We start from the raw sequence: 14733 nt of genomic DNA on the forward strand, positions 1-14733 counted from the left end.
GGCGACCGCTCGATAGCAAGGTGCTGGAGGATCCGTGGACCTGTCCCTGTCGACTCGCAATGTGTCCGGCCCTGGTGGCGACCGTACGGTCGTCGAGGTCGGTGGCGAGATTGATGTGTATACCGCGCCCAAGCTGCGCGAGCAGTTGGTCGAGTTGGTGAACGACGGCAGCTACCACCTGGTTGTCGACATGGAGGGTGTGGACTTCCTGGACTCGACCGGACTTGGCGTGCTCGTGGGTGGCCTGAAGCGTGTGCGCGCCCATGAGGGCTCGCTGCGTCTGGTCTGCAACCAGGAGCGCATTCTCAAGATCTTCCGGATCACCGGCCTCACCAAGGTGTTCCCGATCCACACCACGGTCGACGAGGCCGTAGCGGCCACCGACTGAGGTCGACCGCGTCTTCCGGAGGAGAGGGCAGAGGCACCGGGCGTGATGCCCGGCGCCCGCGCCCGTGAGTTTCCACGCTCGTACGTTCGAGGGGGATCGCATGGCCACCGTTGAACTCCGCTTCAGCGCCCAGCCCGAACATGTCAGAACGGCCCGTCTGGTGGCGGCCGCCGTGGCTCGCCGGGCAGGCGTCGATGAAGCTGTGTTGGACGAGGTCAGACTCGCGGTCGGTGAAGCGTGCAGCCGGGCGGTCGGGCTGCACCGCAGCCATGGCATCACCGCCCCGGTGAGAGTCGTGCTGAACGAGGAGGAGAAAGCCTTCTCCATCGAGGTGGGCGACGGCGTCACGGCCGCCGGCGGTGCCGCCGACGGCGAAGCCCGCGACGGCGCGGCGCCGGGTGATTCCCACGAGAGCGATGCCGAGGGCGAGGACGAGATGGGTCTCGCGGTCATCAGCGGGCTCGTCGACGATGTGGAAGTCACCTCGGGCGACGACGGTGGCGTCATCCGGATGAGCTGGCCGACGGCCTCGGCCGTCGCGCTGCCCTGACGGCGCTACCACCGGCCCTTTCGGGCAGCCGGCCGGGGAGCCGGTGATCCATTCTCAAGGAGGGCCCTGCTGAGCAGGGTCTTTCTATTTTCCATCGGATTATCGATCACCAATTAACGCGCTTATCCCATTACCCATTCCAAGGTCATTCGATAAGTCAAGGTCAATTGCATGTGGCGTGCTCTGTTTTGATCGGGTTCCGCTCCCTACAATCCGTCCATCTTGAACGCTGAGCGTCAAGGAGGACGAATGGCGGGGCACTTCCAACCACAACTGTCCGAGCACCCCACTTCTCTCGCAGTCGCGATACTCACGGATGACAACCGCGTCATCGTGATCGTCATCGCGGTCGTCGCGCTGGCGGCGCTGTTCGTTGCCCAGCTGCTGGTGCGCCAGGTGCTGGCGGCCGGCGAGGGCACTGATTCGATGAAGGAGATCGCGGCCGCCGTACAGGAAGGCGCGAATGCCTATCTGGCACGGCAGCTGCGCACTCTCGGCGTATTCGCCGTCGTGGTGTTCTTCCTGTTGATGTTGTTGCCGGCCGACAACTGGTCACAACGCGCGGGACGTTCGCTGTTCTTCCTGGTGGGTGCGCTTTTCTCGGCGGCCACCGGTTACATCGGCATGCGTCTGGCCGTACGCAGCAATGTGCGGGTGGCGGCCGCCGCGCGTGAGGCGACACCGGCTGAGGGCGAGCCGGAGAAAGATCTCACGGCCGTTTCGCACAAAGCCATGAAGATCGCATTCCGTACGGGTGGCGTGGTCGGCATGTTCACGGTGGGCCTCGGTCTGCTCGGTGCCTCCTGCGTGGTCCTCGTCTACGCCGCCGACGCCCCCAAGGTGCTGGAGGGCTTCGGCCTCGGCGCCGCGCTGATCGCCATGTTCATGCGAGTCGGCGGCGGCATCTTCACCAAGGCGGCCGACGTCGGCGCCGACCTGGTCGGCAAGGTCGAACAGGGCATCCCCGAGGACGATCCACGCAACGCGGCGACGATCGCGGACAACGTGGGCGACAACGTCGGCGACTGCGCGGGCATGGCCGCCGACCTGTTCGAGTCGTACGCGGTGACGCTCGTCGCCGCGCTGATCCTCGGCACGGCGGCGTTCGGGGACTTCGGGCTGGCCTTCCCGCTGATCGTCCCCGCGATCGGGGTGATCACCGCGATGATCGGCATCTTCGCGGTCGCCCCGCGCCGCGCCGACCGCAGCGGGATGAGCGCCATCAACCGGGGCTTCTTCATCTCCGCGGTGATCTCGCTCGCGCTGGTGGCCGTGGCGTCCTTCGTCTACCTGCCGTCCTCGTACGCCGAGCTCGACGGGGTCACGGACCAGGCGATCCTGACGCACAGCGGTGACCCGAGGGTGCTCGCCCTGCTCGCGGTCGCCATCGGGATCGTGCTGGCGGCCCTGATCCAGCAGCTCACCGGCTACTTCACCGAGACCGGCCGGCGCCCGGTCAAGGACATCGGCAAATCCGCTCTGACCGGCCCCGCCACCGTCGTGCTGGCGGGGGTGGCCATCGGTCTGGAGTCCGCGGTCTACACGGCGCTGCTGATCGGTCTCGCGGTCTACGGGGCGTTTCTGCTCGGCGGTACGTCGATCATGCTCGCCCTCTTCGCGGTGGCCCTGGCGGGCACCGGTCTGCTCACCACCGTCGGCGTCATCGTGGCCATGGACACCTTCGGTCCCGTCTCCGACAACGCCCAGGGCATCGCCGAGATGTCCGGCGACGTCGAGGGCGCGGGCGCGCAGGTGCTCACCGACCTCGACGCCGTGGGGAACACCACGAAGGCCATCACGAAGGGCATCGCCATCGCCACGGCCGTACTCGCCGCGTCGGCGCTCTTCGGCTCGTACCGGGACGCCATCGCCACGGCCGTCGTGGATGTGGGGGCCAAGGCGGGCGAGCTGACGCTCAGTCTGGACATCTCGCAGCCCAACAACCTGGTCGGGCTGATCCTGGGCGCCGCGGTCGTCTTCCTCTTCTCGGGGCTGGCGATCAACGCGGTCTCGCGGTCGGCCGGTTCGGTGGTCTACGAGGTGCGCCGACAGTTCCGTGAGCACCCCGGGATCATGGATTACACCGAGAAGCCGGAGTACGGCCGGGTGGTCGACATCTGCACCAAGGACGCGCTGCGCGAGCTGGCCACCCCCGGACTGCTCGCCGTCCTCACCCCCATCGCCGTCGGCTTCTCGCTCGGCGTGGGCGCGCTCGGCTCTTTCCTGGCCGGCGCGATCGGTACGGGCACGCTGATGGCCGTCTTCCTCGCCAACTCGGGCGGTGCCTGGGACAACGCCAAGAAGCTCGTCGAGGACGGCCATCACGGCGGCAAGGGCAGTGAGGCCCACGCCGCGACGGTCATCGGGGACACCGTGGGAGACCCGTTCAAGGACACGGCGGGCCCCGCCATCAACCCGCTGCTCAAGGTGATGAACCTGGTGGCGCTGCTCATCGCCCCGGCGGTGGTGCAGTTCAGTTACGGAGCCGACGCCAGCGCCGGCGTCCGCGCGCTGGTGGCGGTGCTCGCCCTCGCCGTCATCATCGGCGCGGTCTATGTCTCCAAACGGCGCTCGGTCACCGTGGACGACGGAGGTGAGGGCGGCGGCGGCGGTTCCGGCGGCGGGAGCGAGAAGTCGCCCGACCCGGTGGCGGCCTCCTGACAGCTGCGGAATGTCCAGGAGCGGGCGGGTGGCGCGGAGTGACGCGCCGCTCGCCCGCTCGCGTCGGCCATGGAAGGCGTACGCCCGGCGTGAGGTGTCTCTCCCTTGGTGTAAATGGTTGAAAAAAGGTATTAACGGGACGTTCGGTACACGGTTGTCGCCCACTTGGCGTGTATGTTCCGGGGCCGAGAGCCTTGGAAGGGACCCATCCGGTGAACAAGAAGCTTGTGGCCGCGCTGTCCGGCGGTGCGGTGCTGCTCATGGCGCTGTCCGGCTGCAGTGGTGATGACAGCGACGAAAAGGTGAACGCCTGGGCCAAGAAGGTCTGTGACCAGGTTCAGCCTCAGCTGACGAATATCGCGAACTCCAACACCTCCATCCAGCAGGCGACCTCCGACAGCAGCAAGCCCGCTGATGTCCAGAAGGCCGATTCGGCCGCCTTCCAGTCCATCTCCGACGCCTACAAGGCGCTGGGCTCCGCCGTGGACGGCGCGGGCGCCCCGCCCATCACGGACGGCGAGAAGACCCAGCAGGAGGCCGTCAAGGAACTCAACGCCACCGCGACGGCGTACGCGGGTCTCAAGACGAAGGTCGACGCGCTCAACATCAAGGACCAGGCGGACTTCGCCGACGGCCTCAAGGGTGTCGCCGACGAGCTGGACAAGCTCGGCAAGAGCGGTGACCAGGCGCTCCAGAAGCTTCAGTCCGGGGATGTCGGCAAGGCGATGGCGAAGCAGGCCGGCTGCCAGAGGCCGCCGGCGACGGCCGGCGGGACCGCCTCCCCGGCGGCCGGGTCGTAACCCACGGCATCGGCTCCTGGACGCCCTCAGGCGCTTCAGGCCGCTCCGGAACGCGCTCGCACGCGGCCCGCGGCCCGGTCCCCCCCGAACGGAGGGTCCGGGCCGCGGGCCGTTGTCAGTGGCAGCCGCCACAATGAGGGGGTGAGTACGACCAGCCTTCCCGCGCCCGACCACTCGCCCCGACTCCGTGCGGCCCTGCTCGCCGCCGACTTCACCGCCGACGGCCTGCTCGACCTGCTCGGCGCACCCGCCTATGCCGCGCTGGCTCGCAGCGAGACCGTGCCCGCGCTCCGCGCCACCCCCGGCGACACCCCGCTCGAAACGCTCGTACGGCTCTTCCTGCTCCAGCGTGCCGTCCCCGAGGAGCGCGCGGCGGCCGCCCTGCCGCTGGACGAGGCGCTGGCCGACGGCTGGGTCGCACAGGACGGTGACGACATCCACGCGACGGTGGATGTGCGGCCGTACAGCGGGCCCGAGGGGCAGGACTGGTTCATCGTCTCCGACCTGGGCTGCGCGGTCGGCGGTGCCTCGGGCGCGGGCGGCCATGACGAGGGGGTGGTGCTCGGCGTCGGCGGCGCCTCGACGACCCTGGCCGGGATCACCGTACGTACACCGGTCGGGAGCGCGCTCGATCTCGGCACCGGCTCCGGTATCCAGGCGCTGCACGCCGCCCAGCACGCCACCCGCGTCACGGCCACCGACCTCAACCCCCGGGCGCTCGGCTTCACGCGGCTGACCCTGGCCCTCTCCGGCGCCGCCGCCGCCGCGCTGCGCGAGGGCTCGCTCTTCGAGCCGGTCGCGGACGAGACGTACGACCTGATCGTCTCGAACCCGCCGTTCGTCATCTCGCCCGGAGCCCGGCTCACCTACCGCGACGGCGGGATGGGCGGGGACGATCTGTGCCGCACGCTCGTTCAACAGGCCGGGGAGCGGCTGAACGACGGCGGGTTCGCGCACTTCCTCGCCAACTGGCAGCACGTGGAGGGGGAGGAGTGGCAGCAGCGGCTGCGCTCGTGGGTGCCGCACGGCTGCGACGCCTGGATCGTGCAGCGCGAAGTCCAGGACGTGACGCAGTACGCCGAGCTGTGGTTGCGCGACAGCGGTGACCACAGGACCGACCCGGAGGAGTACACCGCGCGGTACGAAGCGTGGCTGGACGAGTTCGAGGCCCGTAAGACCAAGGCCGTCGGCTTCGGCTGGATCACGCTCAGGAAGACGAGGGCGGCCGGAGAGCCGTCGATCGTCGTGGAGGAGTGGCCGCATCCGGTGGAGCAGCCACTCGGCGAGACCGTACGGGCCCACTTCGAGCGCCAGGACTATCTGCGGACGCACGACGACGCGGCGCTCCTCGCCGGCCATTTCGTACTGGCGCCGGAGGTGGTCCAGGAGCAGGTGGGACTGCCGGGCGCCGAGGACCCGGAGCATGTGGTGCTCCGTCAGCACCGCGGTATGCGCCGGGCCACGGAGGTCGACGCGGTCGGGGCCGGTTTCGCGGGGGTCTGTGACGGGACCCTGAGCGCGGGACGGATCCTGGACGCGATCGGTCAGCTGATGGGGGAGGACCCGGTGCTGCTTCGGGACCGTACGCCGCAGGCGATCCGGCTGCTGGTGGAGGAGGGATTCCTGGAACCGGCGCCCGCGGCCCGATGACGCTGCTTCGGGACGACGGTGCTCGGCCGTCGGCTGTCGGCCGCCTGGCACCCGGCCTCGGCGTGCGGGTGAAAGCGTGCCGCGTTCACCCGGAATTCGCGCGGGTGACGTCCCGGGGTGCCAGCCTCGGCGCCTGAGACCTCGGCGCCCTGGAGCGGGTGCCCACGGAGTGAGCGGGGTACGGGCATGGAAAGTGGGCCGGCGATCTTCGCGGGGACGGCGTTCACGCTGTTCGGCGGCGCGCTGCTGCTATGGACGGGGGCGCGCCTGCTGCACCGCGCACCGGTGGCCCACGGCGTACGGCCTGCGGCGTCCATCACGCTCGCGACACTCTCCGGCGTGGTCTTTCTCGCGCTCGGCGTGTGGTGCTTCGGTCGTATCTGAGGGCTCCCGACGTGTCCGGGCCCGGTTTCGGGAAGCCGGACCGGAACCTCCGGCCATGATCGACAAAGGCCTCTGTGCGGCTCCGGCAGGCCGCCGGACCTGCGCCGGACGCGCCGAGGGACCTTGATCCGGAACTGTCGCCGCGTACCCCGGCGGAATCACTGCCTCCGCGTTCCGACGCGACGAGCCCGGGGGTCCGGGCGGCAGGAATGACTGGAGTCGGGTTACCGTTCGAGTGGCCGTTGCGGGCTTTCGCCGTTTGACACGGGGGCGGGTTGTACCGTCACACTCCGCAGCGAAGCAGCGTCACCGCTGGGCCGTACCGGGCCCCGCCAAGGCGTACTGCCGTACTGCCGTACGGGCCCACCGAGCGTCGACCGGAGAGAAGAGCGAAGTTGTCCCCGACCAGCGAGACCGCACACGGCGGCCGCCGACTCGTCATCGTCGAGTCGCCTGCCAAGGCGAAGACGATCAAGGGCTACCTCGGCCCTGGCTATGTCGTCGAGGCGAGCGTCGGGCACATCCGCGACCTCCCGAACGGCGCCGCCGAGGTGCCCGAGAAGTACACCGGCGAGGTGCGCCGCCTCGGCGTGGACGTCGAGCATGACTTCCAGCCGATCTACGTCGTCAACGCCGATAAGAAGGCCCAGGTCAGAAAGCTCAAGGAGCTGCTGGCCGAATCCGACGAGCTCTACCTCGCCACCGATGAGGACCGCGAGGGCGAGGCCATCGCGTGGCACCTCCAGGAAGTCCTGAAGCCCAAGGTCCCGGTCCACCGGATGGTCTTCCACGAGATCACCAAGGACGCGATCCGGGCCGCCGTCGCCAATCCGCGCGAGCTGAACACGCGCATGGTCGACGCCCAGGAGACCCGCCGCATCCTCGACCGCCTCTACGGCTACGAGGTCTCGCCGGTTCTGTGGAAGAAGGTCATGCGCGGCCTCTCGGCGGGCCGGGTCCAGTCCGTCGCCACCCGGCTCGTCGTCGAGCGCGAGCGCGAGCGCATCGCCTTCCGTTCCGCCGAGTACTGGGACCTGACCGGCACGTTCTCCACCGGCCGCGCCGGTGACGCCTCCGACCCGTCCTCGCTGGTCGCCCGGCTGAACTCGGTCGACGGCCGGCGCGTCGCCCAGGGCCGTGACTTCGGTCCGGACGGCCGGCTCAAGTCCGACCAGGTGCTGCATCTGGACGAGGCCAACGCGCGGGCGCTCGCCGCCGCCCTGGCGAACTCCTCCTTCTCCGTGCGCTCGGTCGAGTCCAAGCCGTACCGCCGCTCCCCGTACGCCCCCTTCCGTACGACGACCCTCCAGCAGGAGGCCTCGCGCAAGCTGGGCTTCGGGGCGAAGTCGACGATGCAGGTCGCGCAGAAGCTGTACGAGAACGGCTTCATCACTTATATGCGTACGGACTCGACAACCCTCTCGGACACCGCCATCTCGGCGGCCCGTGCGCAGGTCACGCAGTTGTACGGGGCGAGCTATCTGCCGGACAAGCCGCGAACGTACGCGGGCAAGGTCAAGAACGCGCAGGAGGCGCACGAGGCGATCCGTCCCTCGGGCGACCGCTTCCGTACCCCCGCGGAGACCGGGCTGACCGGCGATCAGTTCAAGCTCTACGAGCTGATCTGGAAGCGGACCGTCGCCTCGCAGATGAAGGACGCGGTCGGCAACAGCGTCACCGTCAAGATCGGTGGCAGGTCGACCGACGGCCGGGACGCGGAATTCTCCGCCTCCGGCAAGACGATCACGTTCCACGGCTTCATGAAGGCGTACGTCGAGGGCGCGGACGACCCGAACGCGGAGCTGGACGACCGCGAGCGCCGGCTGCCGCAGGTCGCGGAGGGCGACGCACTCTCCGCCGAGGAGCTCTCGGTGGACGGCCACGCGACGAAGCCGCCGGCCCGGTACACCGAAGCCTCGCTGGTCAAGGAGCTGGAAGAGCGCGAGATCGGCCGTCCGTCGACCTACGCCTCGATCATCGGCACCATCCTCGACCGCGGCTATGTGTTCAAAAAGGGCACGGCGCTCGTCCCGTCCTTCCTCTCCTTCGCCGTGGTCAACCTGCTGGAGACGCACTTCGGCCGGCTGGTCGACTACGACTTCACGGCCAAGATGGAGGACGACCTCGACCGCATCGCGCAGGGCGAGGCCCAGGCCGTGCCGTGGCTGCGGCGCTTCTACTTCGGCGAGGGCGACGACAACGCGGGGGTCGCGTCGGGCGCCGGGAACGGCGACGGCGACCACCTCGGCGGCCTCAAGGAACTGGTCACGGACCTCGGCGCGATCGACGCCCGGGAGATCTCCTCGTTCCCCGTCGGCGACGGGATCATGCTGCGCGTCGGGCGGTACGGCCCGTATGTCGAGCGTGGCGAGAAGGACGAGGAGGGCCACCAGCGCGCCGATGTGCCGGAGGACCTGGCGCCCGACGAGCTGACGGTCGAGTACGCCGAGGAACTGCTGGCCAAGCCGAGCGGTGACTTCGAGCTGGGCGCGGACCCGGAGACCGGCCACCAGATCGTGGCGAAGGATGGCCGTTACGGACCGTACGTCACCGAGATCCTGCCGGACGGCACCCCGAAGACCGGCAAGAACGCGGTCAAGCCGCGCACCGCCTCGCTCTTCAAGTCCATGTCCCTGGACACGGTCACGCTCGCCGACGCCCTCAAGCTGATGTCGCTGCCGCGAGTGGTCGGCACGGACGCCGAGGGCGTCGAGATCACCGCGCAGAACGGCAGGTACGGCCCGTACCTGAAGAAGGGCACGGACTCGCGGTCGCTGGAGAACGAGGACCAGCTCTTCAACATCACGCGGGAAGAGGCGCTAGCGATCTACGCCCAGCCCAAGCAGCGGGGCCGCGCCGCGGCCAAACCGCCGCTGAAGGAGCTGGGTACGGACCCGGTGAGCGAGCGGCCGGTCGTGGTGAAGGACGGGCGGTTCGGCCCGTACGTCACGGACGGCGAGACGAACGCGACGCTGCGGACCGACGACAGCGTCGAGACGATCACTCCGGAGCGGGGTTACGAACTGCTCGCGGAGAAGCGCGCGAAGGGGCCAGCCAAGAAGACCGCGAAGAAGGCGGTGAAGAAGGCTCCGGCGAAGAAGGCCCCCGCCAAGAAGGCGACGACGGCGAAGAAGGCGGCCGCGAAGACGACGACCGCCACGACGGCGGCGAAGAAGACGACGGCGAAGAAGACGGCCGCGAAGTCGTCGGCGGCGTCGGCATCGTCGGCGAAGTCGGACGAATAGGCAGCTGGGTTGAGGTAGTCGAGTCGCGGGGACGGAGGCGGCGGCGCGGAGACTTCTCCACTTCCCCGTTCTCTGTTCGGATGGGGCTCCAGGGTTGTCACCGGCTCCCGATAGGCTGGGCGGATGACGCGAGCCGAGCAGCCAACGGTCGTGAGCCCCACCTCCGACTCCGACGCACTTGCCGCAGACTCACGAGAGCGCGCCGTACGATCTCTGTTGCGCCTTCCACCGCTGCGGCGGCTTTGGGGTGCCCAGTTCGTCGGCGGGATCGGCGACGTACTCGCCGTACTCGTGCTTCTGCTGTTGTCGTTGCAGGCGGCGATCGCCGAGGGCTCGTTCGGTGCTGGATACCGGGGTGTGGCGTTCGCCGTCGCCGCCGTGTTCGGGGCCCGGGTTCTGGCCACGCTGCTGTTCGGGGCGGTGCTCCTCGGGCCGCTGACGGCGCTGATCGCGCCCAGCGGCGGGGCCGGGGCCAAGACCAAGAACAAGACCACGAAGACGGCGGACGCGGCCGGCGTCGCCGGAGGCTCTGAGACGCCTGGTGTGCCCGGGGTGCCTGAGGCATCGGGGGCCACGGCGGTCAAGCCTGCCACGTCCGGCGCGGGCACAGCGGGCCAGTCCGCGAAGCCCGCGCGGGACGGCGGCCCGCTGGACCGTCGCTGGACGATGATCGTCGCGGACGTACTGCGCCTCGCGCTCCTCATCGTCGCGCCGTTGTGGCTCGACTGGACCCCCGACCGCGCCCTGCCGATCCTCCTCAGCACGGTCTTCGTCGTCGGTGTCGCCGAGCGTTTCTGGACGGTCGCCAAGGAGAGCGCGGCTCCGGCCCTGCTGCCGGCTCCGCCGCTGGAGGGCGCCGCGGTACGCCCGCTGCCCGACCACCTCGACGCGCTGCGCCGACTGTCCCTCCGTACGTCCTTCGCCGCCGTTCCCGCCGCCGCCGCGGTCCTGCTCGTCGCCACACTGATCGGCAATCTGCTGGGCACGGGCATCGAGTGGTTCTCGCTGCATCAGGCGGCCCTCGGCTCGTATGTCGCGGCCGGGCTGTTCGCCGCGTCGGTCTCGACCCTCTACTTCCTCGAACTGCCCGACGGCCATACGCCTCGCCCACGTTCCCCGCTCGAAGGGCTGCGCCGGTCCGTTCGCGGCGCGAGCGGCAAGGGATCCGGCGGCAGCGGCGGCCAGGACAGCGGCCAGGACAAGGGGCGTACGGGCGCGGTGCCGCTGTTCGTCCTCGCGTGCGGCACGCTCGCCGGTGCTGTCGCCGCCGCCGTGGGTGTCGCCATACTCCAGGCCAAGGACCTCGGAGGCGGTCCCGCGGCCTTCGCCCTCCTCGTCCTCGCCCTGACCGGCGGTACGGGGCTGGGCATCCGCGGCGCCGCGAAGGTGCTGCCCGCGCTGTCCCGTCGCCGGCTGTTCGCGCTGGCGATCGCGGTCACGGGTATCGCGCTGCTCGTCATGGGCCTCGTTCCGGACATGGCGACCGTGCTGTTCCTGGCGGTGCTCGCGGGCTTCACGGCCGGTGTCGCGGCGAATACTGGACACACCCTTATCGACCTGGAGACGGAGGAGTACCGTCGTAGTCAGGTCACCGATCACCTACAGGCTGTAGTCAGGGTCTTTGTGGGGCTCGGCGTGGTCATCGCCCCCCTCGTCGCGGCGGCCATCGGCCCGCACCGCCTCTCCGGTGGCAACTTCGTCTTCGCGCACGACGGAGGGGCCTTCACGCTGATACTGGTCGGCGCGCTGCTGCTGCCCGTGGCGGCCGTCGTCCTCGCCAAGACGGACGACCGGTCCGGTGTGCCGCTGCGTCGCGATCTGCGTGACGCGCTGCGCGGCGGTGCCGACCCGGCGCAGGCCCCGGCGGCGACCGGCTTCTTCCTCGCGATAGAAGGCGGCGACGGCGCCGGAAAGTCGACTCAGGTCGAGGCACTCGCCGACTGGATCAGGGCCAAGGGCCATGAAGTGGTGGTCACGCGCGAGCCGGGTGCCACCCCGGTGGGCAAGCGGCTGCGCTCGATCCTGCTGGATGTGTCGAGTGCCGGTCTGTCGAACCGCGCCGAAGCACTGCTGTACGCCGCCGACCGGGCCGAGCACGTCGATTCGGTCGTCCGTCCGGCGCTGGAGCGCGGCGCGATCGTCATCTCCGACCGCTACATCGACTCGTCCGTGGCCTACCAGGGCGCGGGCCGTGATCTTTCGCCGACCGAGATCGCCCGTATCTCGCGCTGGGCGACGGACGGGCTCGTACCGCATCTGACAGTGCTGCTCGACGTCTCCCCGGAGACGGCGCGCGAGCGGTTCACGGAGGCGCCGGACCGGCTGGAGTCCGAGCCCGCGGAGTTCCATCAGCGGGTACGGTCCGGCTTCCTCACCCTCGCCGCCGCCGATCCCACCCGCTATCTGGTGGTGGACGGCGGCCAGGAGCCGGAGGCGGTCACCACGGTCGTACGGCACCGGCTCGACCAGATGCTGCCGCTCTCCGAGGCCGAGGTGAAGGCCCAGGAAGAGGCGCGGAAGGCGGCCATCGAGGAAGCCCGCCGCAGGGCGGAGGAAGAGGCCGCGCGCAAGGCGGAGGAGGAGCGGCTGGAGCGCGAGCGCCAGGCGCAGCTCGCCAAGCTCCGTGCCGAGGAGGAGGAGCGCAAGCGCCGCGAGCTGGAGGAGGCGCGGCAGCGCGAGGCCGAGCGGCAGGCGGAGGAGGCCAGGCAGCGCGCGGAGGAGGCGCGTAAGAAGGCCGAGGAGGAGCGGCAGCGGCGCGAGGCCGAGGAGCGGGCGTACGAGGCGGAGCAGGCGCGCCTCAGGCGGCAGGCTCAGGAAGAGGCCAGGCTCCGGGCGGAGGCGGAGGAGCGCCGCCGCGAAAAGCAGCGCAAGGCGGAGGAGGCGCTGCTCCGGGCCGAGGAGGCGCGGCGGCTGGCGGAGGAGTCGGCGGACGCGGCGGCTTCGGCGGCGGCCCCGGCGGCCCCGGGGGTCTCTCCGAACGAGATCACGGTCCCCACGCGTCTCGTCAAGAAGCCGGAGGTCGCGCCGGACGAGGTGACGCAGGAGGTTCCGGCGGTACGTCCGGCGGATCCGGACGAGACGGCCGTCATTCCGCAGGTGCCGGATCCGGATCGGCCCGCTGACCGGGGTGAACGAAGTGACCGGGGTGACCGGGGTGACCGGGGCGAGCGTACGGACCGAGGTGAGCGCACGGACCGGGCGGATCGTGCGGACCGGGCGGTTGACGAGACGACGGCGCTCCGGCCGGTACGGGACGACGGGCACGGCGACGCGCGGGGTACGGGTGACTCGGGGGGCAGCCGGGACGCTCGCGCGGCCGACGAGACCGCCGTATTCCCGCCCGCACAGAACGCCGGTCCGGCCGACCGGGTGCCGCGGGGCTTCTTCCGGGAGGACGCGCCGCCGTCGCCCGCCGAGGGCGGCAACGAGCGCACGCGAGAGCTGCCGCAGGTCAACCCGGAGGCGCATCCGGAGGGTGGTCAGGGACGTACGCCCGAGCGCCCGCGCCGGCGCTCCGACTGGGCGGAGGAGACTCCGCTGGACGACCTTCCCAGCCTGGCGGACGAACTGCTCGGCCCGCACGACGACGGCGACGACCGCGACGGCAGGCGCCGCAGCTAGGGACTGTCGGACTCCGGTCCGGGCCTTCGGACCCGGGCCGGAGTCGTCAGACCCGGGCCGGAATCTCGGACCCGGGCCGGATTGTCAGACCTCGGCCCCACAATGGGATCCGGCGCTCGCGCAGGTGGGACCGCACATGGCATGGAGGTGGTGACGGCGCATGACCGTATGGGACGACCTGGTCGGACAGGACCGCGTTCGGACGACGCTCGCCGCCGCCGCTCGTGACGCGGACGCGCGGGTGACCGCCGAGGCCGCGGGCACCGAGCCGCCGGAGGCGTCGAAGATGACGCACGCCTGGCTGTTCACCGGGCCGCCCGGTTCGGGCCGGTCCACCGCGGCCCGCGCCTTCGCCGCCGCCCTGCAGTGCACGAGCCCGGACCGGGCGCTCGGCGGTGAGCCGGGCTGCGGGTTCTGTGACGGCTGCCATACGAGCCTGATCGGTACGCACGCCGATGTGGACATCATCCGCACCGATCTGCTGTCGATCGGCGTGAAGGAAACCCGTGAGCTGGTCCGCCGCGCCCAGCTCTCGCCGGCCGGCGGACGCTGGCAGGTCAATGTGCTGGAGGACGCCGACCGCCTCACCGAGGGCGCGGGGAACGTCCTGCTCAAGGGGGTGGAGGAGCCTGCCCCCCGTACGGTCTGGCTGCTCTGCGCGCCCTCCCTGGAGGACGTCCTGCCCACGATTCGTTCGCGCTGCCGCCACCTCGTGCTGCGTACTCCGCCCGTGGAGGCCGTCGCCGATGTCCTGATCCGGCGCGACGGTATCGAGCCCGAGGCCGCCCATGCCGCCGCCAACGCCACCCAGGGACATATCGGCCGGGCCCGCCGTCTTGCCACCGACGAACGGGCGCGGGCCCGTCGCGCCACCGTCCTCAAGATGCCGCTGCGGGTGGACGACATCGGAGGCTGCCTCAGGGCGGCACAGGAGCTGATCGACGCCGCCACGGAGGACGCCAAGCAGGTCGCAGAAGACGTCGACGTCAAAGAGACCGAGGACATGAAGGCGGCGCTCGGTGCCTCGGCGGGCGGCCGGATGCCCCGGGGCACGGCGGGCGTGATGAAGGAGCTGGCCGACCGCCAGAAGCGCCGTTCCACCCGTACGCAGCGGGACAGTCTGGATCTGGCCCTCAGCGATCTGACCGGCTTCTACCGCGATGTGCTGGCCATCCAGCTGAGCTCGCGCGTCGCCCTCGCCAATGGGGACGTACGGGACGCGCTGGACCGGGTGGCCCGTGCCTCGACGCCCGAACGGACCCTGCGCCGGATAGAGGCGATCGTCGCCTGCCGCCAGGCTCTGGACCGTAATGTGGCGCCGCTGCTGGCGGTGGAGGCGATGGCGGTCTCGCTGCGGGCGGGCTGACGGCACGGGGCCGCGGACAGCCTGGCCGTACGGGGCACGGACAGCCTGACCGTCCGAGCGGGCCGATT

9 protein-coding genes are annotated in these 14733 nt (G+C 70.5%); all 9 read left to right on the plus strand.

Annotated elements, in window-relative coordinates; translation table 11 throughout:
- Positions 1-34: 34 nt before the first annotated feature.
- Complete coding sequence (locus ACIRQP_RS03635) at positions 35-388, plus strand: STAS domain-containing protein (RefSeq protein WP_003967428.1); 354 nt, start codon at positions 35-37, stop codon at positions 386-388.
- Between the two features lie 100 nt (positions 389-488).
- Positions 489-938, plus strand: a complete 450-nt coding sequence (locus ACIRQP_RS03640; RefSeq protein ID WP_403882789.1) for an ATP-binding protein — start codon at positions 489-491, stop codon at positions 936-938.
- Positions 939-1187: 249 nt separating this feature from the next.
- Positions 1188-3599, plus strand: a complete 2412-nt coding sequence (locus ACIRQP_RS03645) for a sodium-translocating pyrophosphatase (RefSeq protein WP_403882792.1) — start codon at positions 1188-1190, stop codon at positions 3597-3599.
- A 212-nt stretch (positions 3600-3811) separates the two neighbouring features.
- Positions 3812-4399 carry a small secreted protein gene (locus ACIRQP_RS03650; protein ID WP_403882795.1) on the plus strand — a complete coding sequence of 196 codons (588 nt, stop codon included), beginning with the start codon at positions 3812-3814 and terminating at the stop codon, positions 4397-4399.
- 141 nt (positions 4400-4540) lie between these two features.
- Entirely contained in the window at positions 4541-6049 is a 1509-nt protein-coding gene (locus ACIRQP_RS03655; protein ID WP_403882798.1) for a methyltransferase, read from the plus strand.
- Positions 6050-6235: 186 nt separating this feature from the next.
- Positions 6236-6433 (plus strand): hypothetical protein, encoded by a 198-nt coding sequence (locus tag ACIRQP_RS03660; RefSeq protein ID WP_403882801.1) that lies wholly within the window; start codon positions 6236-6238, stop codon positions 6431-6433.
- A gap of 395 nt (positions 6434-6828) precedes the next feature.
- Positions 6829-9678: a type I DNA topoisomerase gene (topA, locus tag ACIRQP_RS03665; RefSeq protein WP_403882804.1), complete on the plus strand. Its 2850-nt coding sequence runs from the start codon at positions 6829-6831 to the stop codon at positions 9676-9678.
- Between the two features lie 123 nt (positions 9679-9801).
- Complete coding sequence (tmk, locus tag ACIRQP_RS03670; RefSeq protein WP_403882807.1) at positions 9802-13299, plus strand: dTMP kinase; 3498 nt, start codon at positions 9802-9804, stop codon at positions 13297-13299.
- Positions 13300-13459: 160 nt separating this feature from the next.
- Entirely contained in the window at positions 13460-14665 is a 1206-nt protein-coding gene (locus tag ACIRQP_RS03675) for a DNA polymerase III subunit delta' (RefSeq protein ID WP_403882810.1), read from the plus strand.
- Positions 14666-14733: the final 68 nt, after the last annotated feature.

Source organism: Streptomyces sp. NPDC102274, from assembly GCF_044766385.1.
In the GTDB taxonomy this organism is placed as follows: Bacteria; Actinomycetota; Actinomycetes; order Streptomycetales; family Streptomycetaceae; genus Streptomyces.

Coding starts and splice junctions, on each gene's coding strand:
- ACIRQP_RS03640 (WP_403882789.1), top strand. CDS start 489: ATGGCCACCGTTGAACTCCGCTTCAGCGCCCAGCCCGAACATGTCAGA.
- ACIRQP_RS03645 (WP_403882792.1), top strand. CDS start 1,188: ATGGCGGGGCACTTCCAACCACAACTGTCCGAGCACCCCACTTCTCTC.
- ACIRQP_RS03660 (WP_403882801.1), top strand. CDS start 6,236: ATGGAAAGTGGGCCGGCGATCTTCGCGGGGACGGCGTTCACGCTGTTC.
- tmk (WP_403882807.1), top strand. CDS start 9,802: ATGACGCGAGCCGAGCAGCCAACGGTCGTGAGCCCCACCTCCGACTCC.
- ACIRQP_RS03675 (WP_403882810.1), top strand. CDS start 13,460: ATGACCGTATGGGACGACCTGGTCGGACAGGACCGCGTTCGGACGACG.